Genomic DNA, 23,688 nt, shown 5'->3' on the forward strand with positions numbered 1-23,688 from the left:
CTTATCTCGCCTTGCCGGACGCCGTCCGAAGCGTAAACCGGAATTCGCTTCCTTCTCCCGGCCTTGATGCCACGCCGATCGTCCCTCCGTGCCGCCCGACGAGCGACTTCGCGATCGCCAGGCCCAATCCCGCTCCGCCCTCGTCGCGCCGTCGAGCGGAATCGGATCGGTAAAATCGCTCGAAAATCCGTTCCCTCTCCGCCTCCGGAATTCCTTCGCCTTCATCCCGCAGCGTCACCGCCACCGCCGTCTCCCCTTCCGGTTCGACCGACCAGACGAGCCGCCCCCCGATCGGAGAATGCCGAATGCCGTTATCCAGCAAATTGCCGACGATTCTCCGCAGCTCGCTCTCCACGCCGAGAACGATAGGGGAAGCCTCGGGGAGCTGGACGGACACTTCGAGCCGCTTATTCTCCAGCTTGAGCCGGTACGCGTTCAGCGTGTCGACCAGCACGTCCTCGAGCGGCACCGCACGAGCCTCGAACGATTCGGCGCCCGCATCGAGCCGGGACAGGTCGAACAAATCTTTCACAAGTTCCCCCAGCCGGACCGTCTCTTTGCGAATGACGTTCAGGTAGCTTCGCACGGTCTCCTCCTCCTCGACGATTCCGTCGAGAAGAGCCTCGGAATGAGACTGCAGCAAGGCGAGAGGCGTGCGCAGGTCGTGCGCCACGTTCGCGACCAGCTCTCCGCGTGCGGCTTCGGAGCGGGCGATCCGGTCGAAGCTTTCTTTGAGCTGGCGGCTCATCGCGTTGAACTGCTCGGCGAGGAGACGGAATTCGGCGGGTCCGACGATCGGCACCTCGGTGCCGAGGGAGCCTGACGCGATCTGGGCGGACGCCTCTCCGATCCGGGCAATGGCCCTTTCCAGAGGGTGCGTCAGCATGACGTGCAGCAGAAAAGAAAGCGCCCCCGCCGCAACGGTCGCGCCCCCGAGCCACGCGAAAGCGGAAGCCTTGAGCAGCATGTGGCTATAGCAATAGAAGAGAACGGCAAGGATGGCCGCAAGGCTGAACGCGTTGGCCAGCAGCAAGTACGTGCGGAACTTGACCGTTCTCCGTTTCATCATAATGGCCGCCCTTCGAACTTGTAGCCGATTCCCCAAACGGTTTTCACAAATGTAGGCTCGGACGGGTTCGGCTCGATCTTCTCCCGCAGCCTTCGCATATGTACGGTCACCGTCGTGGAGTCGCCTTCAAAGTCAATGTTCCACACCCTGCTCAGCAGCTGGCTTCTCGAAAAAACCTGTCCCGGATGCCGAGCCATCCATTCCAGCAAGTCGAACTCCTTCACGGTCAGCTCCTCGTCGATGCCGTTCACCGTTACCCTGCGCTGATCGCGGAAGATGGACATTCCTTCAAAATGGAGATCGGAAGACGGAGCGCCTCCTCCGGAAGGAGTCTCCTGGTCTCCCGAAGCCGGCCTAGGAGCGGCGCGGCGGAGCAGGTTGCGGACGCGCAGCACCAGCTCGCGGGGGCTGAACGGCTTCACCACGTAATCGTCGGCTCCGAGCGTCAGGCCGATGAGCCGGTCGCTCTCTTCCCCTCTGGCTGTCAGCATGATGATCGGGACGTCTTCCTCGTCCCGAATCGCCGAGCAGACGTCGAGCCCCGAGCGCCCCGGCATCATCAGATCGAGGATGAGCAGATCGGGGCGCGGGCGAGAGTCCTTCCACAGCCGATAAGCTTCCTCCCCGTTATCGGCGACCAGAACCTCGTAGCCTTCCCGTTCCAGATATCTTCGGCATACGTCCGTAATCTCCCGCTCGTCGTCTGCGACCAACACCGTACCCGCCATTTGCTTCGTCACCCCGGCAAACCCTTTTTTCTGCCCAAATTATAGCATACTCATATGTCCGCAAGATGAACGCAATGCTTTATTGGCTCCCCATGCTCGCTTGGTTCCCATCATCGGTCCCTTCTTCGAATTATGGACGCCTCTTACGATATCGCCCATTGCTAACGGAGCTCTAACCGAAAAGGAACGAAATAATTAAACATTTCTTACGAAAAAATGACGATCGCCCTCGCAAGGGAACCGATTGCACAAAAATATTTTCCATCGCGGATCGCTCGGAACATCTGGACGTCTTTTGCGTTTAACCCTATGACACAATGCCATCGAACATACGAAGTAGGAGGAATGTAAATGATGCGCAGATTGCTCCCGCTGCTCGCGGTAGCCCTTCTCGCGCTGCAATTGGCCGGGTGCGGCGCCGGGAACGATCGTTCGACCGCAAGCTCGCCCGGAGCCGATGCGGAAGCCAGTCAGTCAGCGTCTCCTAGCCATAACCACGCCGTACCTGCCCCATCCCCTTCGGCGGGACAACCGACCCTTTCTTCCGAGCACTCGGAATCGCCCAGGGTCTCCGAAGAGAAATCCGCCCTTCACGATGCCGCCAAGGATGTGGTTGAAGCTTTACGCGACCGGGACTTAAAGCGGCTCGCCGGCTGGATCGACGGCGAACGCGGTCTTCGTTTCTCTCCGTATGCTCATCTGGATGCGAAGAGCGGCCTGGTGTTCAAAGCCGGCCAACTCCCGAGTTTCCGGGACGCCGACAAGCTGGAGTGGGGAGTTTACGACGGCTCGGGCGAACCGATCAGCCTGACGTTCCGCGACTATTTCGAGAAATTCGTCTACGACCAGGATTTTGCCGACGCTCCCGACATGAACGAGAACAAGCTAAAGGGCAAAGGCAACTCGGCCTATAACGGGCAGGAGGTTTACCCCGGATCCTCGTTCGTGGAATTTCATTATCCGGGTTTTGACGACAAGCTGGAAGGCCAGGATTGGGAGAGTCTCATTCTGACCTTCGTCCCGTCCGGCCGCGACTGGCGTCTTTGCGCCGTCACCCATGCGCAGTGGACGATCTGAATCCGCCGGGGACAGGGCGTGCGTCTTGCCGGGCGGTTCCTTGCCGACGAATAACTGTGATACCATCGATATAACGAATCCACGCAAGGGACCGATCCGACATGGGAACGCCAAATGCCCCTTTTATCACAATCGCCGCGCTTTCGGCCGTGCTGAACGTTCTTCTCGGCATCTACGCCGGCATGAAGAAGGCCGATTTTTCCGGCATCAAATATTACGTCTGGATTACGATCGCATCCGCCGTCTACGTTCTTGGGTACTCCTTCGAACTGGCCAGCGGTTCTCTGAGGGAAATCAAGTTCTGGATCGGGGTCGAATACGTCGGCATGCCGTTTATCCCGCCCTTGTGCCTCATTCTCTCCTGCCATTATATCGGGCTGGGCAAGCTGTTTAACCGGCGAACCGTCTCGCTGCTGCTCATGATTCCGGCCCTTACCCTGCTGGCGGTATCGACGAACGACTTCCATCATTTGTTTTACCGCTCCGTCTTCCTGCGTGCCGGCACGCCTTCTCCCATGGTCGATCTTCAACTCGGCGATTGGTATATCGTGCATGGGGTTTACACCGTCGCCTGTCTGCTCGGATCGGTCTTCCTTCTGGGCCGGCATTGGAAAAAAACGAAAAAGACCTACCGGAAACAGCTGCTCGCCTTGATCTTCAGCGTGCTGCTTCCGGTGCTGGCCGCCTTCCTCTATCTGGTCGGAGCGACGCCGAACGGCATGGATCCCGTGCCTCCGCTCACTTGCCTGACCTCGCTGGCCATGGCCTGGTCGATCTTCCGCAACGACATGCTGACCGTCGTCCCCGTCGCCCGGGACACGATCTTCGACAGCATGCGCGACGGCGTCATGGTGCTCGACTCCGCGGATCGTCTGATCGACTACAATCAAGCCGCGGCAGCCATTCTTCCTTCCCTCGCCTTATCGTCCATCGGGCAATCGATCGACCGCATCTGGAAAAAAGAACAGGGAGGCGACTTCCCGCTGCCCCGCGACGCCGACGGCAACGAGCGGGACGAGCGCCAGATCGACTGGGCGGATGCGAACGGCCGCTCCCACTACTCGCTGCGGTCTTCCCCGGTCGTCAGGGGGAAACGCAGGGAATCCGCCCGAATCATCGTCATGCTCAACATGACCGAACAGAAACGGCTTCAGGATCGCTTGCAGCAGTTGGCCTATTACGACGATCTGACGCGCATCTACAACCGCGGGCATTTTATACGTCTCGGGAAACAATTGCTGGAGCGAATGCGGGATGCGGGAATCCCGATCTCGCTCGTGCTGTTCGACATCGATCATTTCAAACGGATCAACGACACCTACGGGCACGAGACCGGCGACGAGGCGCTGCGCCATGTCGTCTCATCCTGCCGGGACAAGCTCGGCGCGGACGATTTGTTCGCCCGGTATGGGGGAGAAGAGTTCGTCGTATGCCTTCCCGGCGCATCGATCGGAAAAGCCGCGGCCACGGCCGAGCGGCTCCGTCTGGCGATCGCGGAGCGTCCGCTCGAGAGCGCGCACGGACCGATCGCGATTACGGCCAGCTTCGGCGTCGCGGAAGCTTCTCGCGTCGAGGATTCGCTCAAGCAGCTCCTCCGCGAAGCCGATGAGGCGCTTTACTCGTCCAAGAGAGACGGACGCAACCGGGTCAGCCTGCCGCTCACTTCCGCCGAGCAGCCTTCCCGGTAAACTGTTGATCCGGGCGAGCGCCAAGGGGCATTTCGCTTCTGACGCAAAAAAACGAGCGCCCTTAGCCTCACGGCTTCGGGCGCTTGTTTTTATCGCGGCTTACAGTTGGTTCTGGATCTTCGTCTTGAGCGAGTCTTTGCTTTGCAGACCGACCAGCTTGTCGACCGGCTGGCCGTTCTTGAAGACGATCAGCGTCGGAATGCTCATGACTCCGAATTGCGAAGCCAGTTCCGGCTCTTCGTCCACGTTCACCTTCGCGATCGTCGCTTTGCCTTTCAATTCCTCGGCCAGTTCATCCACGATCGGGCCTTGCATTTTGCAAGGTCCGCACCAAGGCGCCCAGAAGTCCAGCAAAGAGACGCCTTCGGAGACGGTCGAATTGAAGTTGTCTTTCGTTACGGTTGCAGACATCCTAATCCACTCCTTCAAAGAATCTATAATGGGTACCATCCAATCTGGCTATATGATGATCGAGTCGGCAAAGCCTCCCCGCTGCATCCTTCTTCGGCGGCCGCCCGTCAGACTTGCTGGCGTTCTTTGATCCGGTTCAGCATGGAGCCGATCGTGATCTCGGAAAAGTAGCTCTCCAGCCTGGTCTCCGCCCCGCAAAAAACGGCGTTCATGACTTCCTGCATGTTCGAGCCGACCATGCAGTCCATGTCCGGATCGCCCGAGCACCAGCTCGGCGTGAGCGTGCCGGCCGCCATGGCGCGGTACACATCCGCGAGCGTGACGCTTGCCGGATCCCGAACGAGCCGGTACCCTCCGCCGGATCCTTCGCGCGTCGCCACGAAGCCTTCCTTGCGCAGGCAGCCGAGCACTTTCCGAATCCGCGCGGGATGCGTGCACACATTCGCCGCGATCTCCTCGCTGGATGCCATGCCGTCCGGTCGGTAAGCCATGAACACGAGACTGTGGACAGCTATGATAAATTCGCTGTTCATCGCTTTCCGCCTCCCCGGTTCGTACTGTAATATTATCAGTTACAGTTGGCGTTGTCAAGCGGTCTCGGCGGATGAATTCCCATTAGAAATCCACGTGGTCCGGATCGGCCCCGAACCGATGGTCTTCATTCAACGCATCGATGCGTTCCATATCTTCCCGGGACAAGCGAAAATCGAACACTTGCCCGTTCTCGCGAATGCGGTCGGCATGTACGGACTTGGGAATCGTGACGACGCCGAGCTGCAAGTGCCAGCGAATGACGATTTGGGCCGGCGTTTTGCCGTACTTGTCCGCGAGCTCCCGGAGCAGGGGAAGATCGAGGCCGCCCTTCATCAGCGGCCGCCAGCTCTCGACCTGGATGCCCTCCCGCTTGCAAAATTCCAGCAGCGGCTTGCGGGTCAGCAGCGGATGCATCTCCACCTGGTTGACCATCGGCTTGATCCGGCAGGAGCCCATCAGATCCTCCAAATGATGCTCGAGGAAGTTGCTGACGCCGATCGCCCGCACTTTTCCTACCTCATAAAGCTTCTCCAGCGCCCGATAGGTCGTCTTATATTTCCCCGGAACCGGCCAATGGACCAGGTACAAATCAACGTAATCCAGCTTCAGGCGCTCCATGCTCCGCTCGAAAGCCTTCAGCGTCTCGTCGTACCCCTGCTCGTTGTTCCACATTTTCGTCGTCACGAACACCTGGTCTCTCGGAAGACCGGAAGCCCGGACGGCTCGGCCGACACTGGCTTCATTCTCGTACAGGGAGGCCGTATCGATCAGGCGATAGCCGGCCTTCAGCGCGGCTGCGACCGCGTTCTCCGTCTCTTCCCCCTCTTGGGATCTCCAGACGCCCAGGCCTAGCTTCGGCATAAGGACGCCGTTCAACAGCTCCACCGTTTGCGGAACGTTTACGTTCATGATGGATCTTCCTTTCTTCGCTTATGCATGATGTTCCGATTTTATCATGCGCCGGCGCGCGCCGCACATTGTCACCTCCTCTTCCGTCTGTCATACTAGGCGGTAACCGACCGACGAAGAGGTGTCCACGATGCACATTGCCGTTTATTCCGATATGATCTGCCCCTGGTGCCGAATTGGAAAAAAGAATTTGTCCGATGCCATCCGCGAGTGGGAGGAGAGATCGGGCGCGAAGGTTGCCGTGAGCGAACACGCATTCCTGCTGGACCCGACGCTGCCGGAAGAAGGGCTGCCGTTCAACAGCTCCATGGCGGCCAAAATGGGCGGCCCCGAGAACGTAAAGGTCATGCTCGAGAAAGTCCGGGAGGCCGGCGCCGCCGTCGGCGTCACGTTCCGCTGGGACCGCGTGACCCGAATGCCGAACACGATGCTGGCCCATCGGATCACCGCGATGGTGCCGGAAGAACGCCGACATGAATGGGTGGAAACGGTCATGATCGCGCACTTCGAATACGGCCGCGACATTGCCCGAAAAGACGTGCTTCTAGAGTTGGCGGGCGATCTTGGGCTGGATGCGGACGAACTGTCCGCCGGCCTGGATGAAGGAGGCGGAGACGAAGCCGTTCGCCAAGACTTGGAGCAGGCCCGAAAGATGGGCATCTCCGGCGTTCCGTTCTTCGTCATCGACAACAAATACGGACTGTCCGGCGCTTATCCCGTTGCCGACTTCGTGCGGGCTTTCGAGAGGATCGCCCAAGGCGCCTGAGTGCCTCGCAACACACCCGTCAATCGATCAGCAGCCGCTCCGTCTCCTCTTGAAGCGTCTGCAGGAACACTTCCATCGTGCGGGTTCTCAGCTCTCCCTTTCGAAGAAGAACGTAAAAATCCCGTTTTACCGGGATTCCTTCCACGAGCAGCAGCTTCAGCGAGCCGAGCCCCAGCTCCTTGCGAAGGGCCAAACGGGATTGCAGCGTGACGCCGAGCCCCGCTTCCACCGTCTCCTTGATGAGCTGGGTACTGCCCAGCTCCATCAGGCGGGCCGGGCGAATGCCCAGCGACGCGAACATCCGGTCCGTGGCCGCCCGCGTTCCCGAACCTTCCTCCCGCACCATCCATATCTCCTCGGATAATCGCTCCGGACCCACCGGCTCCCCGCCCGCCAAAGGATGGCCCGCTCCCGCGGCGATATACATCCGATCGTTCGCCAGCCTTTCAGCTTCCACTCCCGTTCCGTACTCGCTTCCTTCCACGATAGCGAGGTCCAGCTCCCGTGCGCGCAGCCGATCGGCAATGTCGGCCGTGTTGCCGATCGCAATGGACGGCCTGATCCCGGGAAATTCGAGATGGAGCCGGGCAATCGTGGCCGGCAGCGCATATTCCCCGAACGTATAGCTGGCTCCGATCGCCAGAGGCCCTCCCGTAAAATGCAGCAGCTCGTCGATCATTTCCCTCATTTTACGGTATTGCCCGTTAATTTCCTTCGCATAATGAAGCACAAGTTCGCCTGCGTTGGTCAGCGAAACCCCCTTGTTATTCCGCTCCATCAGGCGAACGCCGAGCGAATCCTCCAGCGCCCGGATCTGCTGGCTCACGGCCGGCTGCGTCATATGCAGCTTCTCCGCCGCGCGAGAAAAATGCTTCAGTTCGGCGACGGTCTGAAACACGTTCAGCTGAGCGTCCATCCGAATTCCTCTTTCTATTATTATATAATGCTTATGATAACCATAATGATAATCAATTTTCCTTATTCATTCAACGGAGTTATGCTAAAACCACATTCCGACATCCTGATTCGAGGTGCCATCATGATGAACGCTCAACCGTTTCGCCTGCCGGCCGTGCTGACGGCCGAGGGAGCCGCGCGGCGCAAAGGCCTGATCGGCGGCCTGGCGCTTATCGCCTTGCTGACGCTGGCCGGCTGGCAGCTGTCCCGCGTTCCGGGCCTGGCACTCGCCGGACCGATGGCCTGCACGCTGCTGCTCGCCATCGTCTATCGCAACCTGTACGGCTATCCCGAGGAGCTGCGGCCGGGCATCGCCTTCGCCGGAACCAGGCTGCTGCGAACCGCCATCATCCTGTTCGGCCTCAAGCTGCCGATCGACGTCGTGCTCGGCCAAGGCTTGCCGTATCTCGCCCGTGCCGCCGGCACGCTTGCGTTCGCGCTGGCCGCCAGTGCCGCTCTAAGCCGCTTGTTCAAAGCCGACCGCGAGCTGAGCCTGCTGCTGGCCATCGGGACCGGCATCTGCGGCGCCGCCGCGATTGCGGCCACCGCCCCGCTGCTCGGTTCCAAAGAGCAAAAGACCGCGCTGAGCGCCGGCCTGATCGCCGCGACCGGCACCTTGTTCGCGGTCGCCTATACCCTGCTCGAGCCGGTGCTTCCGATCAACGGCGTCACCTACGGCATCTGGTCCGGCCTCTCTCTCCATGAGATCGCTCACGTCGCACTTGCTTCCGCCGCCGGAGGGCCGGACGCCTTGAGCCAAGGAATGCTCGCCAAGCTTAGCCGGGTTCTGCTGCTCGTCCCGCTCACCTTCGCGCTGCACGTTCTCAACATCCTCCGGCAGCGCCGTCATTCGCGCGCCCACGACGGCAACGCGCTCCGTTCGAGCGCTGCTTCGGCTGATATGTCCCGCCGTTCGGGCCTTCGCGGACTGCCCTGGTATCTTCTCGGTTTTGTGGCCATGAGCCTGTTCGCCTCGACTCATCCGGACAACTGGCTCCCTCTGCCTTCCGGCTGGGAGAGCGCGGCAGCCCAACTGACGACGACTCTCCTCGTCATGGCCATGGCCGCGTTCGGCCTCAGCGTCAACGTGCGGGAGCTGCGGTATGCCCTCCGCCCTTTGGCTGTCTTGCTGACCGTCTCGATTCTGCTGTCGGCTGCCGTTTTCGTCTCGCTTCTATAAGCTTCAACATCCCGCCCGGCCGGTCGCTATGTCCTCGACTGTCTTCGTCCGCTCGTTCTCCAGTCATCCCCGCTTTCACGAGGCGGACAGATGGCTCTCGATCGGTAAGCGGCGTGGGCGGCAAACTCTTTTTTTCTCTTTATTTCGAAATCCCCGTCCCTCAGGAAAGGGACGTCAAGTGCTTATGCGGAAATAGCGGATGTGTCCCTTGTATTTACAATTTGCATTACCCAACCGCCTTGATAGCAGTTGCGGACCGCGGGCGCCGGCCGGAACGGGCCTTCGATGGCCGCTTCGTCAACACCGGATACGTGATGGTCCGCGTCGCCGCGCACCATCTCAGCAGATCGCCGAACCGTGACGTTTTCCGCCGATTCCAGTCATAGCAATAGTGGTTGAGATAGGCCTGGAAATGCTTCGGACCGATCCCCCGGAACAGCTCCGCCAGCCATTTTTCCACCTCTCTTCCGATTTTCAGCAGCGCGTGATGGCGTTCTCTGCTATATTGACGGACGAAATTTATACTCATTCTCGCTTCCGGCGCGACATGCTGGATGATAAAAGAGCTCGTCCCGGGCGCCTCCAACCGATGCCTCAGCAAGCTCTTATCCTGCTTCTTGATCTTCACGTTCTCCGGTTCTCCGTTCTCCCCGTCCGTGGCCCCGATCAGAACGGATTGCTCCTGCCGATGCCATTTCATATTCGATGAAACCCGGTGATAGATGCAAGCGTCGGTCAGCCGGACCGCGCCGGTGAGCAGCTCGTCGGCATCCGCCCCGCTCATCGCATGGCGCAGCTTGTGGCAGATGAGCCACGCGGTTTTATAAGTAACATGGATCTCTTTGGACAATTGAAGGGCGTTGATGCTCCCGGGACGGGAATGCAGCCAGATCGCCTGAAACCACAGATGCAGCGGCGTGCGCGTCCCTTGGAAAACGGTGCCGACGATCAGCGACGTTTGCTTGGAGCAGCGGGAACATTCATAAAGAGGAAGTCTGCGCGTGGCGATCGGATAAGCATGATCGTGGCCGCAGCTCGGGCAGCGGAAGCCGTTCGGCCATTTGGCCTCATACAGTACGCGAGCGCACGCTTCTTCATCCTGCAGCAGGGCGCGCACCTTTTCAAAGGAATCGAACGCTTCGGACATCCTCAATCACCTCAAACGCGAATGTATGTTCCCTTTTTAATTATACCAAACATATGTTCCCAATTGTAACCAAAACTTTTCCAACCGTTTCCTGATCGAAGGGGATTTCGGAGGGTTAAGCAAATGTGCGAAAGCAGCCTGATTAACGGGGATTTCGACGGAAGGAGAACAAGTAATACGAAAGAGCCGGCTCCTGAGCGACGGGGATTTCGAAGTTAAGGAAAAACAGAACGTCCTCGGAGGCGTCCTGAGCGAGAGGGATTTCGAAAGAAAGCAAAAATAAGAGGCAATGGGCGCTGGTTGACCTGAGCTAGAGGGATAACCCCCAAGGACAGGAGCACAAAAAGAAGAAGCCCCCTACATACGGGCGGCTTCTTCCTTGGCCATCGAACGAATGTAGAAAAATCCGAGAACCGAGCAGAGGAGAAACGTGAAGACGGCGATGGCGGCCGCTTGCTCCCGTTCCTGGAACACGCCGAACACTTGCTCCATCGCGACGCCCAGCATCTGCGGAGAATTCTGGCCGATGAGGAACGGAGCGGTGAAGGAGCCGATCACGCCCATGAACACGAACGTCAGCGCAACTAGGAACGTCTTGTAGGACAGCGGGAGAATAATTCGGAAAAAGATGCCGAGCTTTCCCGCTCCGACGTCTCTGGCGCTCTCGATGACGGAGCCCGGAATGCCTGCGATCGCCGAGCTGAGCAGCATGGTGGTGAACGGGATGTTAAACCACAGGTTCGCGATAATGAGCCCCTTCTCGTCGAAAATGATCCGCGGCAGCGTCACCCCGAAAGGAAGAAGCAGTCTCGACAGCCAGCCGTGATTGCCGAGCAGGTTCATCAAGCCGTACGTGGCGATGACGCCGGGAATGAACATCGGGATCATATACGTCCGGCGGATCCACCCGGCCAGCTTGCCGGGGCTGAACCGCAGGTACAATGCCAGCGCGTAGCCGATCAGAAGGACAAGCGCGCAGGAGATCACCGTGATCTTCAGCGTGAACCAAATGTTGTTCCGCATCCCTTTGTCCGTGAACAGCCACTCGTAACGGCTCAAGTCGTAGCCGCCGGCCTCGTTCCGCAAGCTCTCGATGAAGGATTGCACGATCGGGATCACGACGACGACGAGAAGAAGCAGGAACGAAGGGGTGACGAGGACCAGCCCCCACAGGGCTTGCTTCCGCTCCTTCGTCATTGGGCCGCGACGTCGCTTTGCCAGCGCTTGTTGATTTCGGTGCCGAGGTCGCCGATGTTGAACGTCCGGAAGCCGTCGGACACGCCTTTGAATTTATCCTGCATCTCCTGGGACATGTGGGACAGCTCGATGCCCGGGAATCCGTTCATCTTGCCCACGATAACTTCCTGCGCCTCCGAAGAGAGGACGAAGTTCAGGAATTGGTAGATGGCGTCTTTCTTGTCGGACAGTTTGTTCACCATCAGATAAGTCGGGCCGCCGTTGAACCCGGGGGTAATCTGCTGCATCTTCACGTTCGCGGACAGCAGGTTCTCGCTTTGCTGCTGGAGGATCATATCCGACCAGGCCGGGATCATGTCGACTTCCCCGTTCTGCAGCAGATCGATCGTTCCCTGGTTTTTCTTGGGATAGATCCCTTTTCCGTACACGACCGGTCCCAGGTCCTTCAACGTTTTGAAGCCGGCATCCCACTGCGACATGATGGAGGGATCGCTGTTGTGAATCGCGTCTGCCGGCAGATCCTTGTAAATGACGGTCTGGACGAACGAGCTGCCTGCGCCGCCGGTGGACGGATCGTTATAGGCGAACTTGCCCGGATGCTGTCGAATCCAGTCCAGCAGCTCGTCCAGCGTCTTGGGCGGATTCGTTACTTTGTCGCTGTTGTAAGCAAGGAGAACCGCCGAAGAGCGATAGGGAATGGCCAGATTGGACACGTCGCTCATCGTCTGGGCGTTGACGTTCGCCAGGTTCGCAATGTCGCTCGTGCTGAGCGTCTGCCAGACGTCGTCCTTGCCTCCTTGGGTGACGACGTTGATGCCGTCCTCGTAAAGGTCGATGTCGCCGGCGCCTTTGCCCGCCTTCTTGGCGGCCAGAATGCGGTCGTACGTCGGCTGTGCGCCCGTGCCGGACGGAATATACACTTCGTCGACTTTGACGTTCGGATTCTCCTTCTCGAACATCGGAATGAGCGTATCCCACAGATCCTTCACGTTCTGGGAACCGGTAAAGTAGAAATGGAATTTGACCGGATCGCCGGACGCGGTTGTCGCGGACGAGGAAGCGGAGGCGGAGGGAGACGCGGAAGAAGAAGCAGACGAGGAAGGCGAAGGAGATGCGGAATTCGAACTGCCGCTCGCGTCGGAGCCGGAATTGTTGGAGCTGCCGCAACCGGCCGCAAGAACGGCAAGCGACAGGGTCAGGGCGGCGATCGCCGCAGGCTTTTGATTCTTTTGGAACATGTTGATCATCATCCTCCCGTGGATTCGTTCGTATGGGGATAAGCTATCGTTTTGGCAAAAGAAATGCCGACATTCTGCCCGATGTCCAGCTCGCGGACGGCGTCCTTGGGCAGGAAACTCCGAACCGTGCCGCCCGTCTCGGTCTCGATCGATACCTCCGCATAATGACCGAGCACCATCGATTGCTTGATTCGCCCGCTTAGCGCCCGATCGTCCGCTGCGCCGATCCGAACGTCTTCCGGGCGAACCGCCGCGATAACCGGGCCCGCCAATCCTTTGGGATTCGGGAACTCGCCCCGCCCGACCCGGATGAACTCCCCTTGCGCCGTCCCGTCCAGAAAGTTCATCTTGCCGATAAACCGGGCGACATAAAGCGATGCGGGATCGTCGTAGATGCGCTGAGGCTCGCCGATCTGCTCGACGCGGCCGTTGTTCATGACGACAATCCGATCGGACAGCGCCAGCGCTTCCTCCTGGTCGTGGGTCACGAACACCATGGTCAGGCCGGTCTGCGCCTGAATCTCCCTCAGCTCCTCCCTCATCTCGTGGCGAAGCTTGGCGTCGAGCGCGGAGAACGGCTCATCGAGCAGCAGCACCGCAGGCTGCAGCAGCAGAGACCGGGCGAGCGCGACGCGCTGCTGCTGGCCGCCCGAGAGCTGGCCCGGCAGCTTCTTCTCCGCGCCGGGCAACCGTACGAGACGCAGCGCGCCGGCTACCGCTTCGCGGATCTCCGCCTTCGATTTCTTGCGTATTTTAAGACCGAATGCCAGGTTCTCGTACACCGACATATGCGGCCATAGATTGTAGCTTTGGAACACCATGGTGGTCGGACGTTTCTCCGGGGGAAGCTTCACGACGCTGCGGCCTTCGATCTGGATGTCTCCCGAGTCCGGCTCGAGAAATCCGCCGATGCTGCGCAGCACAGTCGTTTTGCCGCAGCCGGAAGGCCCGAGCAGCGTGACCAGCTCTCCTTTGGCCACGTCCAGATTGATGTCGGAGACGCCCTCGCCCGTCCTGTAGCGCTTCGACAAGTCTTTGATCGATAGCTGAATGCTCATAGGATCCTCCGCTTTCGAACCGGTAAGGTCCGTTTATTTGACTTGGAAGCCGCTCGCCAGCACGTCCGCGCTTACGAGCCGCTGCGCCGCCAGCAGCAGAATGAGCGTCGGAGCGGTAAGAATGATGGAGAAGACGGCGCCCGCGCTGCTCGGAAAGTCCGAGATGATCGAATACATGACGATCGGCATCGTCTTGTAATCCGGAATCCCAACGAGGAACGTGCCTTGCGCTTCGTCCAGCGAATTGAGGAACGTGAACACCGATGCGACCGCGATGCCGGGCATCGCCATCGGCAGCGTCACGCTGCGAAAGACGCGCAGCGGCGAAGCTCCGACGTCCCGCGCGGATTCCTCCTGCGCGGCGTGCACGTTGCGGAAGGCCGCCGTCGGAATCCACGTCATGAACATCAGCACGTTGATCATGTGGATCAGCACGACGCCGAGCAGCGTGTTCATGAGCCCCAGCCGATAGAAGAGAACGGCGATCGACACGTACAGGCCCATTTTCGGGAACGCATGAGTGAGAAGGAACGAGAACAGGAAAAACCGCTTGAACGGGAACCGGATACGCGCGAATGCGTAAGCGGCCGGAATGCAGAGGACGATGGACAGCCCCGTGACGATCGCGGCGATCAGGAACGACAAGCTGATCGACTGCGCGATATCTTCCTTCTGCAGCACGAAGCTCCACCACTTGAGCGACCATTGATGCGGCAGCGCGTCGGGGTAGGTCCACTGTCCGCTGAAGGCGAGAACGGCCAGATTGAGCAAGGGGCCGGCGAAAAAGACCGCGAATACGGTAAGCAAAATAAATTCGATGATGCGGCGCAAACCCACTGAACGGAAATACCATAGCACCGGTAAATCACCCCTCTCCTTCAGGCGGCGCCGCTGCCGTCTCATGGCCCGAAGGCCCGGGCCTCGTCGACTGCCGGACGATCAGCTCGCTCGCGTATTCGTTCAGCATGGGAACGCCTTCCTCCTTGCGGATCAGCCGGTCGAGCAGACCGACGGCATCCCGCCCCATCCGCTCCGTGTCCACTCTCACCGTTGTCAGGGCGGGAGCGAACATGGCGGCGGAAGCGACGTCGTCGAAGCCCATGACGGATGCCCGACCGGGAACGTCGATGCCGCGTTCCAGCAAGGCTTTCATGACGCCGAGCGCCAGCATGTCGTTCGTCGCGAACACGGCGGTACGTCCGTCCCGCAGAAAATCGTCCGCCCGTTCCGCCATCAGCCGGTAACCGTGCTCGAAGCCGGATTCCGGGGAAGGGGCGATTTCGACGTTTTCCGCGCCGCCTAGCTTGGCGAGGCCTCGCTTGAAGCCTTCCAGACGCAAGTTGTGGCTGCGATGCTCCTGCGGCCCCGCGATGACGAGAAACCGGCGATGTCCAAGGCCGTGAAGATGCTCTGCCACCCGCTGTCCGCCTTCTTCGTCGTTGCTGACCAGATGGATCACTTCCGGATCGTCGGTAGAACCGTTCACCATCAGGTAAGGCACGTTGAACTTCTTGACGTAATCGATGACGTTCTTCCGCAGGCGGCTGATCAGGATCAGACCGTCGACCCGCTGCTCCATCAGATAGCCGGTCGAGCGAAGCGACATCTCCTGGTCGGTCTTCAGGAAGACCGAATAGCCCCGGGCTTCCGCCGCCAACAGGATCGCGTCGATCAGCTTGCCGTACAGCGGATGGGAGACGATCGGCTGCCACTCGCGGAACACGATGACGCCGATATTGTGCGTACGCTGCGAGACCATGGCCCGCGCCACGGCGCTCGGTTTATATTGAAGCTCTTCAATGACGGCCGTTACGCGCTGGCGCACCTCTTGACTGACATAGCCTTTGCCGGAGATGACCCGGGAAGCGGTCGAGCGGGATACGCCCGCCAGTTCGGCGATCTCCTTGATGTTGTGGTTCATAAACGACAGGTCTCCTGGTTCCAGTGGGCTTTGACGGCTTGCAGCGTTGCGACGTTGCGGGTCGTAATCGACTGTACGCCCCATTCGGCGCAGCGCTTCATCCGCATCGGTTCGTCGACGGTCCAAACGTAAAGAGGCAGGCCTGCTTCCTCGGCTCGCTTCAGCAAGTTGTCGGAGACGAGCGGGTACGGCACGTTCAGGCCGAAGCAACCCGCCGATTCGGCTTCCTCGCACGCTTGCCGGACGGCTTCCTCTGGAGCCTTCGCAGCGAAGCTGACGGCCTGCACGTTCAGCAGCTTCCGCAGCAAGGGCGCTCGGCTTCGAGCCAGCATCGCCCGCGGATGCTCGCACCCGGTCAGGAAAACTTGATCGGTCATCCCTAGTGCGGCGATCAGATCGGCGAGCGGTTCCAACGACGCATCGTCTTTTACGTCCAGGTTCATAAGCACGCCCGTTTCCTTCACGATCCGCAGCGCGCTCCTGAGCTCGACGATCGGAGACTGCGGCAAAGTGCTCAGCTCCTGAAGAGTCAGCGCCGAGATGCGGAGCTGGCGGCCGTCCGACAGTTGGATGGCGTCATCGTGGCTAAGCACGAGAGCGCCGTCTTTGGTCGCCCGGATGTCGTCCTCGACGATGTCCGCCCCATGCTTCAAGCCCGCGAAAATCGATTCGATGGAGTTCTGCGGCGTATCCATGCAGCCGGCATGAGCGGTTATCAACGGGAATGGGGGCGCTTTCATGCAGCTTCACTCCTCCTAGTCGAAATAGATGGCATTGGTGAAAGCGATCCGTACGCTCGCCCCCCGAACGACGCCCCACAGTTCGGCACGAATCCAGAGGGGACGGGAGGCATCCGGAGGAAATGGCAGCGCGTAATCGCCGTCCGCCGGCTCGATGGTTCGTTCGGCTATCGTGCCGGCCGATCCGGTGATCAGGAGCCGGAACGGCTGAGGCTCCAATTCCCACAGTCCCTGCCGCACGGAAAATAAGATTTGGGCACGGGCCTCGAAACCGTTCGCCCCGGCCGGGACGGCTTCGCCGATGCCGTAAGCGCGGCCGGCCTCCGACCGGACCTCCATCGTCAGCAGCGGCCCGATCGTCACGGACGCGCGTCCCGCTCCGAGCGCCGCCATCGCGGCAGCCGCTACCGTCAGCGGCTCGTCGGATCTCTCTTCCAGGCCTAGATACGTTACGGACAGCGGGTCGTCCGTCTCCGTCTGTTCGTGCCAGTCTCGGCCGGATGTTGCCGCGATTCGGACGCCCGCGTTCAGCAGCTCGGTCCACAATCCGAACGCCCGATGATTATCCGCTTGGATCGGGGCGAACGTTTTCGACCACACCTCGATGTAATCGATCTCCCGCCAATCCTGGATTTCGAACTCCCAATAGCATCCGGTACAGACCGGGTTCCCGATCCGGTACGGATGAGCGAGACCCGCGAGGCCTCCAAGGCGGTGCACCTCGGCGACCCCTTCCGCGATGTTGCCCGGCGTGGCCCGCCGCCAATCCGCGGCCGCCAAAGACATCGAGCCGACCGTCACCATGTGCCCGTAGAATGTCGTCCACTCCATGCCCGGAATGATCGTCAGCCCCGTCTCGCTTTCGATCCGTTCCCGGTCCTTCAGGCCCGACATCGTGTTATGGTCGGTCAGCGCGATGCAGTCGAAACCTAGCCTCCTGGCTCCGGCCGTCAGTTCCTCCAGCGTCTGCTTGCCGTCACTATGGTTCGTATGGGTGTGCAGCTCGCAGGCCAACCATCTCATGCGTCCCCCTCCTCTCCGCAACCGTTATCGTCAGCTGAAAGCTGATTGATCGGTTGTCGGGTCTTCCGTCCAGATCCGCAGCCGGTATTCGCAGGTATCCGTTACGATCGAATGGACGCTAAGCGTGACGGACCACAGCCCCGACGGCAGCCGCCCTTTCGTCAAGCCGGGGGAAGACGCCGATTCGCCCAGGAACAGCTGCTGCTCCGGATCGTGCCGATGGCAGGCTCCGCGGTACGTCTCGGGATCGTCCACGGATACGGTAATCAGATTGCTAAGAGGAAAATACCGGTCCATGCTGCCGAGAACGAGCGATCTTCGCTCCGGCTCAATGTACCGCTCGACGCACTCCTCCATCAGTTCGCGGGCCTGCTGCCGGTCGTCCAGCAGCTTCGGGCCGTAGGAGAAGTGAATGAACATTTTCGACGCCGATTGTTCCAATTGGAACGGGCAGCGAATATGAGAACGGGAATCCTCGGGTTTCAGCGTCTGCATTCGGTCGATCAGCATACCCTTCGTTCCTTTCCTGATCGGATGGGAGCGATCCCACATGGGAACGATCTCACATCCCCTACTTTATAGGGAGTTTATTCGAGCAGTATGATCGAAATGATAACTTTGTGTTAAAATGCCGGGTACCTCAATACCTCTTATCGCGGCTTAACCTCAAAATCCCCGTCCCTCAGGAGAGGGCTGCCCGAGCGTTATCTTTTTACCATTGCGCATGGAAAAGAGAAGCGAGCCAAGCGGCTGCTTCCGAGGAAAACCGGAGCAATCGTGAGCGGGGAAATGGCAACTAGCCGGGGAACGCGCTCGGCGAACCGTATGGCGCGGTGGAGATCGCCGGGCGTTACCTGAGCGACGGGGTTTTCGAAATAGGGGTCGAAAATGGAGAGACATCCACCGGACCTGAGGGACGGGGATTTCGAAGGAAAGCATGGACGGAGGGCTGAACGGCCCCAAAAAAAGAAAACCGAAGAAGAGATTTCTCCCCCTTCGGTTTCTCAGCTGAATCATGGCCGGGAAAAACGCTCCGCGATGCCGCGGGCGATCCAGACGCCCGCGGCGCCGGCTTGGGCCAGTCCGCGCGTCACCCCCGCGCCGTCGCCGCCGCAATAAAGACCGGCGATCTCCGATTCCAGCCGGTCGGTCAGCTGCGGCCGGGCCGAATAAAACTTCGCCTCCACGCCGTAGAACAACGTGTGCTCGGACGCGATGCCCGGAGTCACCCGATCCAGCGCCTCCATCATCTCCAGGAGGCTCCGCATGGTGTTATACGGGAGCACAAGGCCGAGATCTCCCGGCACCGCTTCCTTCAGCGTCGGCTCCAGGAAACCCTCCTTGATGCGGGACTCCGTCGACCTTCGCCCGCGCAAGATGTCGCCGTACTTCTGGACGATGACCCCGCCTCCGGACAGATCGTTGGCACGCTTGCAAATTTCCCGCGCGTATTCGTTCGGCTTGTCGAAAGGCTCGGTGAACTTGTGCGAGACGAGCAGCGCGAAGTTCGTATTCTCCGAGCCGAGCGCCGGATCCTTGAACGCATGGCCGTTGGCGGCCATGACGCCGCTGTGATTCTCGACGACGACGTGTCCGGACGGGTTGCTGCAGAACGTCCGTACCCGCGTCCCCACCGACGTGTTGAACACGAACTTGCCTTCATACAGATGCTCGTTGATCTCGCGCATCACGACATCCGACGTCTCCACGCGCACGCCGACGTCGACTTGGTTGTTGTGCATTTTGAGACGGCGCTTCTTCAGCACCTCCGTCAGCCAGGCGGAGCCGTCCCGCCCGGGGGCGACGACGACCGTGCCGGCTTCGATCTCCTCTCCGTTCTTCAGCACGATGCCCCGCACGCGGTGCTTGCCGTCGATTTTCTCGGTCAGCAGGTCGGCCGCTTCCGTCTTGAACCGCATCTCGATCCGCGGCTCCAGATCGTCGGAGATCGACTTCATAATCTCCAGGTTCCGCTCCGTCCCGAGATGCCGGACTTGGGCGCGCAGCAGCTTCAACCCGGCGGCATAGGCCCGCCGCTCGATCCCCCGCACGGTCTCGGTCGTCGGGTCGGTGATCGTATCGGCGGCCCCGTGCGCCAAGTTCACCTCATCTACGTAACGGATTAGAGAGAGCACCTGCGACGCGGGCAAATAGTCGGTCAGCCAGCCTCCGAACTCGGTCGTGATGTTGAATTTGCCGTCGCTGTATGCGCCCGCCCCGCCGAATCCCGCCGTAATGGAGCAGGCGGGGAGACAGCCGGCGAACTCCTTCTTGCCGGCGGGCGGAGGACACAGCTTGATCTTTTCCTCCAAAATCGGGCAGTTGCGGCGGCGGATCTCGTGCCCCTTGTCCACCAACAGCACCTTCAGCCCGGGAGCGATGCGGGTCAATTCGTAACAGGCGAAAATGCCGGCGGGGCCGGCGCCGACCACGATTACGTCATATCGGTTCAACAAGTTCATCTCCTTGGCTTGGGATGGGCGGCAGGCTCCGTACGCAGTCGAAACAAAAAACAGACGCAAAAAACCCGACCGCGAACGAAAGCGGAACGCCTGGTTCCGCCTCCTTCGTAGTCGGGAATTTACGGCTCCCGGTAGAAACCCCCGGCCCAATCGCCAAGGATATACGAATAGAGATCAGCATATTCGATGCAAGGCAAAGCCTCGCGCATCCCAAATGCTACTCTTTTTATCCGTACGCGTCAAGAGGAATACAGTTTAATTATTCGTCTTTCGTCATGCGGATTCTTATTTCCTACGACCATCTCATCTTTGATTAACAAAAAGACGAACATTATTTCGATCCTACCCCTGAACCCCCGCATCCGTCTTCCGCTTCAGCGCCATGAACCTTCGGGCCATCGCGATTCGCCATGGAAGCAGCATCCCGAAGGCGAGCAGGAAGAACAGCGCTCCCGTCTGCGGGATCGTCACGTGCTCCTCCACGACGTCATGAAGCAGGATTCGCACCACGAGCAGGGCGATGATGATGACGATAAAAATTTTCGAGCGCTTCAAATAAATTTCGCCGTCGACCGTCTCGAAGTGCGAAGTCAGAATCAACGGGTACGAGAAAAAAACCGCTCCGACCGCCACCGCCCCGAGGCCCCACAGCCATGGCACCCGAACGATCGGGGCAATGAACATGAGAAAGCCCGTGGACATCCCGAGCGGGGGCGCGATAATCTTGCGCAAGTTGGTCGGCTTGCTCGTTCCCCGCAGCCGCAAGGCGATGATGAGGCCTCCGGCAACGACCGAGACGAGCAGCGACAGGATTTGAGGAAGTGATGTCGACATTGCGCTTTTGAACCCCTTTCCGGCATGAACGCCTTGCGCGTCCCTTCACCTCTCTATTGTAAACGCGATCTTCGGAAGGGGCAAACCCGCTTTTCGGGCGCACATTAGGATTGTCGGACCGAATATGCTACAATATGGTTACAAAGGACAAGGGAAGGTGATCCCTGCCCATGCAACGGCATACTCGAACGATCCGACCCATACCGCAAGTGCCTTCAACCAGCGCCGGTTGAAGGCTTTCTTTTATTTTTGCGCGCGGCAAACACTTTTAGAGGGAGTCATCTTATGACGGATTCACGGCCCGCCAGCTTGCGAGCCATCTGGGTCAGCCTGGTCAGCAACGTCGCCCTGACCGTTCTCAAGATCACGGTCGGGCTACTGTTCGCCAGCCCGGTTCTCGTAGCGGACGGCGTGCACAACGCCGGGGACATCATCGCCACCGTCGCGGCGCTCACCTCGTCGATGGTGTCGAAGAAGCCGGCGGACGAAGACCATCCGTACGGCCACGGCAAAGCCGAAGTGATCGCCTCCGCGATGGTGGCGGTGATCTTGGCGCTGGCCGCGTTCTGGATCGGCTATCAGTCGGTTCTCGCGCTGTTCGGAACGCCGGAGACGGAGAACTGGATTCCGCTGGTCGCCGCGGCGGTCTCCATGGTCTGGAAGCAGCTTCTGTATCTATACACGATCCGGATCGGACGCGCGGAGAAGAGCAAGAGCGTCATGGCCACCGCTTACGATCATCTCGCCGACGTCTACGCCTCGCTGGCCGCCGTCCTGGGAATCGGACTCGCCCTGTTCGGCTCGCGGATCGGCTGGCATTGGACCGCCTACGGAGACCCGATCGCCGGCATTATCGTGTCGCTGCTCGTGCTTCGGCTCGCTTACGAGATCGGCAAGGACGCGGTGGATATTCTGATGGAACGGACGATTCCCGCCGAGCAGCTCGCCAAATACGAGGCGCTGATCGCGAAACAGAACGGCATCAAGCGAATCGACCGGGTGCGCGCGCGGGAACACGGCCACTACATCATCGTCGACGTGCGCGTCGGCGTACCGAGCCATTACACGATCCAGCAGGGCCATGACATCGGCCGTCAGGTGAAACAGTGCATCATGGAGAACGATCCCGACGTCGTCGAGGTCCTGGTGCACTTGAATCCTTGGAACGAGGGAGAAGCTTCATCTAAACCGGAAAATCAAGAGGCATAACAACGCCCCGGACCGAATCGGTCCGGGGCTTCTTCCTTTTCGTTGACGCCAAGGCAGCTGACCCGTCCTCGCGCAGAGCTTGCTGAACGAAAGTAAAGGCCGGTAACCCAAGGAGATGTGGAGGACTCCTGAAGTCTTCGCTCCTGCGCAAGCGGATATCTGCCTTCGTTCAGCACTCCCTATGCATTGCCGGCATTAGCGGCTGCGGAAACATAACGGAGCAAGCCGGCGTCGATCAGCTGCCCTTTGGTCGTTCCGACGTTTCCGGCGCAGGCGATATGCTTGCCGTTCAATCCGCCCGCCGATTTCGCGGCGATGCCGATGTTGTTGCAGTTGGTGAAGGCGTTGCCGACGATCGACACGTTGTCGGGGTAAGCGCCGGCGAAGTTGTCGTCGATATAGACGGCGATGGAATCCACGTTGTCGATCGTATTTTCGCTGATGATGAGCCCGTTGCCGTTCGTGTTCAGATGGATGCCCATCCGTCCGTCCTTCAGGTTGTTCCCCTTGATGATCGTGTGATCCGCCTGTCCGTAAATCCGAATGCAGTCCGCATTGCTAAGATCCGCCGTCGTTTTGTTCTGGCGCACCACATTCCCGATGATGGACACGTTCGATGTCGTCGTTCCGGAGATGCCCAGCTCGATCGGATTGAGAGCGGTCGCGATCAAGCACGTATTGCTGGCAATGACCCCGTTGCTCCCGTAAGCGGAGATCGCCGAGTACGGCTGGACGTCTTTTTTGGCCGTCCCCAGGAACGGGCTGTCGATAATGTTGCCGATTACGGAAAAGCCGTCCACCTGAACTTTAATCGAGCGTTTGTAGCAGCGATAGAAGTAGTTGTTGGCGATGACAAGCGAGACGTTTCCCGTATAGTCCTGAACGACGATGCCGTCTCCGTTGTCCACGGGAGCGATCTCTTCGAAGCGGCTGTTCACGATCGTCAGGTTCGTGGAGTCCCCCCCGCCGCCGCTCGCGTTCGCGAGGACGCCGCGACAGATTCCGTTAACCGGAGCGTTCAGGTTGTGAAGGTAGCATCCGTCGATCAGCACGTGATGCACGTTGCTCTGGATCCGAATGCCGACCGTCTCCGACGTGAAGCCCTTCAACTGTATCAAGCCGTAAACTTCGCAGTCGCGAATGGTAACGTGGTTGTTGCCGGTCGCGATTCGGAATCCGTTGTTCGTCTTGCCATTCCCGTTGAGTTTCAGCTTCTCGACGATAAGATTGGAAGCGTTGATCGCCACCATGGCGCCTTCGAAATTCGCGTTCGCCTTCAGAACCGCGCCGGGGTCTGCCAGAATCGATACGGTCGTGGTCAGCGTGGCGTTGATCAGGTACGTCCCGGCGGGGATGAACACGGCGACGCCGGAAGCGGCCGCAGATGCGAAAGCCTTCTGCAGCGCGGCGGTGTCGTTCGTTTTGCCGTCGCCTTTGGCCCCTGCCGTTTGCACATTCAAAGAGGTTGCCATTTGGTAATGCCTCCTTCCCTATCGGATATTTCATCTTATGGCGGATATCCACTCCTGATTGGACTTAA

General features: G+C 59.7%; 23 protein-coding genes and 1 riboswitch. Of the genes, 5 read left to right on the forward strand and 18 right to left on the reverse strand.

The window, feature by feature from the left end; genetic code table 11:
* Nucleotide 1: 1 nt before the first annotated feature.
* Nucleotides 2-1,066, reverse strand: a complete 1,065-nt coding sequence (locus H7C18_RS19120) for a sensor histidine kinase (RefSeq protein ID WP_185130692.1) — start codon at nucleotides 1,064-1,066, stop codon at nucleotides 2-4.
* Nucleotides 1,066-1,797: a response regulator transcription factor gene (locus tag H7C18_RS19125; RefSeq protein ID WP_185130884.1), complete on the reverse strand. Its 732-nt coding sequence runs from the start codon at nucleotides 1,795-1,797 to the stop codon at nucleotides 1,066-1,068. Before H7C18_RS19125 ends, H7C18_RS19120 begins: the two co-directional genes overlap by 1 nt.
* Nucleotides 1,798-2,148: 351 nt before the next feature.
* On the opposite strand from H7C18_RS19125, the gene H7C18_RS19130 reads away from it, so the two are divergent.
* The gene (locus tag H7C18_RS19130; RefSeq protein WP_185130693.1) at nucleotides 2,149-2,874 is read left to right on the forward strand and encodes a hypothetical protein; all 726 of its coding nucleotides are present in this window, start codon (nucleotides 2,149-2,151) and stop codon (nucleotides 2,872-2,874) included.
* Between the two features lie 101 nt (nucleotides 2,875-2,975).
* Entirely contained in the window at nucleotides 2,976-4,562 is a 1,587-nt protein-coding gene (locus tag H7C18_RS19135) for a histidine kinase N-terminal 7TM domain-containing diguanylate cyclase (RefSeq protein WP_185130694.1), read from the forward strand.
* Between the two features lie 99 nt (nucleotides 4,563-4,661).
* Here H7C18_RS19135 and trxA read toward each other — a convergent pair whose 3' ends face one another.
* From trxA to H7C18_RS19150, 3 genes are all read right to left on the reverse strand, one after another.
* Nucleotides 4,662-4,973, reverse strand: a complete 312-nt coding sequence (gene trxA / locus H7C18_RS19140) for a thioredoxin (protein WP_185130695.1) — start codon at nucleotides 4,971-4,973, stop codon at nucleotides 4,662-4,664.
* A gap of 107 nt (nucleotides 4,974-5,080) precedes the next feature.
* On the reverse strand, nucleotides 5,081-5,506 hold the full coding sequence (locus tag H7C18_RS19145) for an RrF2 family transcriptional regulator (RefSeq protein WP_185130696.1): 426 nt from the start codon (nucleotides 5,504-5,506) through the stop codon (nucleotides 5,081-5,083).
* A gap of 82 nt (nucleotides 5,507-5,588) precedes the next feature.
* On the reverse strand, nucleotides 5,589-6,416 hold the full coding sequence (locus tag H7C18_RS19150; RefSeq protein WP_185130697.1) for an aldo/keto reductase: 828 nt from the start codon (nucleotides 6,414-6,416) through the stop codon (nucleotides 5,589-5,591).
* Between the two features lie 130 nt (nucleotides 6,417-6,546).
* Here H7C18_RS19150 and H7C18_RS19155 point away from each other — a divergent pair, with 130 nt between their 5' ends.
* Nucleotides 6,547-7,182, forward strand: a complete 636-nt coding sequence (locus H7C18_RS19155) for a DsbA family oxidoreductase (RefSeq protein ID WP_185130698.1) — start codon at nucleotides 6,547-6,549, stop codon at nucleotides 7,180-7,182.
* A gap of 19 nt (nucleotides 7,183-7,201) precedes the next feature.
* Here H7C18_RS19155 and H7C18_RS19160 read toward each other — a convergent pair whose 3' ends face one another.
* Entirely contained in the window at nucleotides 7,202-8,098 is an 897-nt protein-coding gene (locus H7C18_RS19160; protein WP_185130699.1) for a LysR family transcriptional regulator, read from the reverse strand.
* A gap of 123 nt (nucleotides 8,099-8,221) precedes the next feature.
* Here H7C18_RS19160 and H7C18_RS19165 point away from each other — a divergent pair, with 123 nt between their 5' ends.
* Complete coding sequence (locus H7C18_RS19165; RefSeq protein ID WP_238357809.1) at nucleotides 8,222-9,319, forward strand: YeiH family protein; 1,098 nt, start codon at nucleotides 8,222-8,224, stop codon at nucleotides 9,317-9,319.
* Between the two features lie 226 nt (nucleotides 9,320-9,545).
* Here H7C18_RS19165 and H7C18_RS19170 read toward each other — a convergent pair whose 3' ends face one another.
* From H7C18_RS19170 to H7C18_RS19220, 11 genes are all read right to left on the reverse strand, one after another.
* Nucleotides 9,546-10,466 carry a transposase gene (locus H7C18_RS19170; protein ID WP_185130700.1) on the reverse strand — a complete coding sequence of 307 codons (921 nt, stop codon included), beginning with the start codon at nucleotides 10,464-10,466 and terminating at the stop codon, nucleotides 9,546-9,548.
* Nucleotides 10,467-10,823: 357 nt separating this feature from the next.
* Entirely contained in the window at nucleotides 10,824-11,663 is an 840-nt protein-coding gene (locus H7C18_RS19175; protein WP_185130701.1) for an ABC transporter permease, read from the reverse strand.
* Nucleotides 11,660-12,901: an extracellular solute-binding protein gene (locus tag H7C18_RS19180; RefSeq protein ID WP_185130702.1), complete on the reverse strand. Its 1,242-nt coding sequence runs from the start codon at nucleotides 12,899-12,901 to the stop codon at nucleotides 11,660-11,662. Before H7C18_RS19180 ends, H7C18_RS19175 begins: the two co-directional genes overlap by 4 nt.
* A gap of 8 nt (nucleotides 12,902-12,909) precedes the next feature.
* Nucleotides 12,910-13,959: an ABC transporter ATP-binding protein gene (locus H7C18_RS19185; protein WP_185130703.1), complete on the reverse strand. Its 1,050-nt coding sequence runs from the start codon at nucleotides 13,957-13,959 to the stop codon at nucleotides 12,910-12,912.
* A gap of 33 nt (nucleotides 13,960-13,992) precedes the next feature.
* The gene (locus H7C18_RS19190; protein ID WP_185130704.1) at nucleotides 13,993-14,817 is read right to left on the reverse strand and encodes an ABC transporter permease subunit; all 825 of its coding nucleotides are present in this window, start codon (nucleotides 14,815-14,817) and stop codon (nucleotides 13,993-13,995) included.
* Nucleotides 14,818-14,824: 7 nt separating this feature from the next.
* Nucleotides 14,825-15,880 carry a LacI family DNA-binding transcriptional regulator gene (locus H7C18_RS19195; protein WP_185130705.1) on the reverse strand — a complete coding sequence of 352 codons (1,056 nt, stop codon included), beginning with the start codon at nucleotides 15,878-15,880 and terminating at the stop codon, nucleotides 14,825-14,827.
* Nucleotides 15,877-16,620 (reverse strand): glycerophosphodiester phosphodiesterase, encoded by a 744-nt coding sequence (locus H7C18_RS19200; protein WP_185130706.1) that lies wholly within the window; start codon nucleotides 16,618-16,620, stop codon nucleotides 15,877-15,879. Before H7C18_RS19200 ends, H7C18_RS19195 begins: the two co-directional genes overlap by 4 nt.
* A 15-nt stretch (nucleotides 16,621-16,635) precedes the next feature.
* Nucleotides 16,636-17,643, reverse strand: a complete 1,008-nt coding sequence (locus H7C18_RS19205; protein WP_185130707.1) for a CehA/McbA family metallohydrolase — start codon at nucleotides 17,641-17,643, stop codon at nucleotides 16,636-16,638.
* A 30-nt stretch (nucleotides 17,644-17,673) separates the two neighbouring features.
* Entirely contained in the window at nucleotides 17,674-18,153 is a 480-nt protein-coding gene (locus tag H7C18_RS19210; RefSeq protein ID WP_185130708.1) for a hypothetical protein, read from the reverse strand.
* 503 nt (nucleotides 18,154-18,656) lie between these two features.
* Nucleotides 18,657-20,096: an NAD(P)/FAD-dependent oxidoreductase gene (locus tag H7C18_RS19215; protein WP_185130709.1), complete on the reverse strand. Its 1,440-nt coding sequence runs from the start codon at nucleotides 20,094-20,096 to the stop codon at nucleotides 18,657-18,659.
* Nucleotides 20,097-20,193: 97 nt separating this feature from the next.
* Nucleotides 20,194-20,292, reverse strand: a riboswitch (purine riboswitch).
* A gap of 155 nt (nucleotides 20,293-20,447) precedes the next feature.
* The gene (locus H7C18_RS19220; RefSeq protein ID WP_185130710.1) at nucleotides 20,448-20,939 is read right to left on the reverse strand and encodes a CcdC family protein; all 492 of its coding nucleotides are present in this window, start codon (nucleotides 20,937-20,939) and stop codon (nucleotides 20,448-20,450) included.
* A 285-nt stretch (nucleotides 20,940-21,224) separates the two neighbouring features.
* Between H7C18_RS19220 and H7C18_RS19225 the strand changes: the two genes are divergently transcribed.
* On the forward strand, nucleotides 21,225-22,148 hold the full coding sequence (locus H7C18_RS19225) for a cation diffusion facilitator family transporter (protein ID WP_185130711.1): 924 nt from the start codon (nucleotides 21,225-21,227) through the stop codon (nucleotides 22,146-22,148).
* Nucleotides 22,149-22,327: 179 nt separating this feature from the next.
* Here H7C18_RS19225 and H7C18_RS19230 read toward each other — a convergent pair whose 3' ends face one another.
* Nucleotides 22,328-23,620, reverse strand: a complete 1,293-nt coding sequence (locus H7C18_RS19230; RefSeq protein ID WP_185130712.1) for a glycosyl hydrolase family 28-related protein — start codon at nucleotides 23,618-23,620, stop codon at nucleotides 22,328-22,330.
* Between the last annotated feature and the right edge of the window lie 68 nt (nucleotides 23,621-23,688).

This window comes from Cohnella zeiphila (assembly GCF_014212055.1).
Taxonomy (GTDB): Bacteria; Bacillota; Bacilli; order Paenibacillales; family Paenibacillaceae; genus Cohnella; species Cohnella zeiphila.

Excerpts from the sequence above, each read along its gene's own strand:
- H7C18_RS19185 (WP_185130703.1), bottom strand. The coding sequence starts at position 13,959 with ATGAGCATTCAGCTATCGATCAAAGACTTGTCGAAGCGCTACAGGACG.
- trxA (WP_185130695.1), bottom strand. The coding sequence starts at position 4,973 with ATGTCTGCAACCGTAACGAAAGACAACTTCAATTCGACCGTCTCCGAA.
- H7C18_RS19120 (WP_185130692.1), bottom strand. The coding sequence starts at position 1,066 with ATGAAACGGAGAACGGTCAAGTTCCGCACGTACTTGCTGCTGGCCAAC.
- H7C18_RS19175 (WP_185130701.1), bottom strand. The coding sequence starts at position 11,663 with ATGACGAAGGAGCGGAAGCAAGCCCTGTGGGGGCTGGTCCTCGTCACC.
- H7C18_RS19170 (WP_185130700.1), bottom strand. The coding sequence starts at position 10,466 with ATGTCCGAAGCGTTCGATTCCTTTGAAAAGGTGCGCGCCCTGCTGCAG.
- H7C18_RS19225 (WP_185130711.1), top strand. The coding sequence starts at position 21,225 with ATGACGGATTCACGGCCCGCCAGCTTGCGAGCCATCTGGGTCAGCCTG.
- H7C18_RS19200 (WP_185130706.1), bottom strand. The coding sequence starts at position 16,620 with ATGAAAGCGCCCCCATTCCCGTTGATAACCGCTCATGCCGGCTGCATG.
- H7C18_RS19125 (WP_185130884.1), bottom strand. The coding sequence starts at position 1,797 with ATGGCGGGTACGGTGTTGGTCGCAGACGACGAGCGGGAGATTACGGAC.
- H7C18_RS19195 (WP_185130705.1), bottom strand. The coding sequence starts at position 15,880 with ATGAACCACAACATCAAGGAGATCGCCGAACTGGCGGGCGTATCCCGC.
- H7C18_RS19220 (WP_185130710.1), bottom strand. The coding sequence starts at position 20,939 with ATGTCGACATCACTTCCTCAAATCCTGTCGCTGCTCGTCTCGGTCGTT.
- H7C18_RS19150 (WP_185130697.1), bottom strand. The coding sequence starts at position 6,416 with ATGAACGTAAACGTTCCGCAAACGGTGGAGCTGTTGAACGGCGTCCTT.
- H7C18_RS19145 (WP_185130696.1), bottom strand. The coding sequence starts at position 5,506 with ATGAACAGCGAATTTATCATAGCTGTCCACAGTCTCGTGTTCATGGCT.
- H7C18_RS19180 (WP_185130702.1), bottom strand. The coding sequence starts at position 12,901 with ATGTTCCAAAAGAATCAAAAGCCTGCGGCGATCGCCGCCCTGACCCTG.
- H7C18_RS19155 (WP_185130698.1), top strand. The coding sequence starts at position 6,547 with ATGCACATTGCCGTTTATTCCGATATGATCTGCCCCTGGTGCCGAATT.
- H7C18_RS19210 (WP_185130708.1), bottom strand. The coding sequence starts at position 18,153 with ATGCTGATCGACCGAATGCAGACGCTGAAACCCGAGGATTCCCGTTCT.
- H7C18_RS19135 (WP_185130694.1), top strand. The coding sequence starts at position 2,976 with ATGGGAACGCCAAATGCCCCTTTTATCACAATCGCCGCGCTTTCGGCC.
- H7C18_RS19230 (WP_185130712.1), bottom strand. The coding sequence starts at position 23,620 with ATGGCAACCTCTTTGAATGTGCAAACGGCAGGGGCCAAAGGCGACGGC.
- H7C18_RS19165 (WP_238357809.1), top strand. The coding sequence starts at position 8,222 with ATGATGAACGCTCAACCGTTTCGCCTGCCGGCCGTGCTGACGGCCGAG.
- H7C18_RS19130 (WP_185130693.1), top strand. The coding sequence starts at position 2,149 with ATGATGCGCAGATTGCTCCCGCTGCTCGCGGTAGCCCTTCTCGCGCTG.
- H7C18_RS19160 (WP_185130699.1), bottom strand. The coding sequence starts at position 8,098 with ATGGACGCTCAGCTGAACGTGTTTCAGACCGTCGCCGAACTGAAGCAT.
- H7C18_RS19205 (WP_185130707.1), bottom strand. The coding sequence starts at position 17,643 with ATGAGATGGTTGGCCTGCGAGCTGCACACCCATACGAACCATAGTGAC.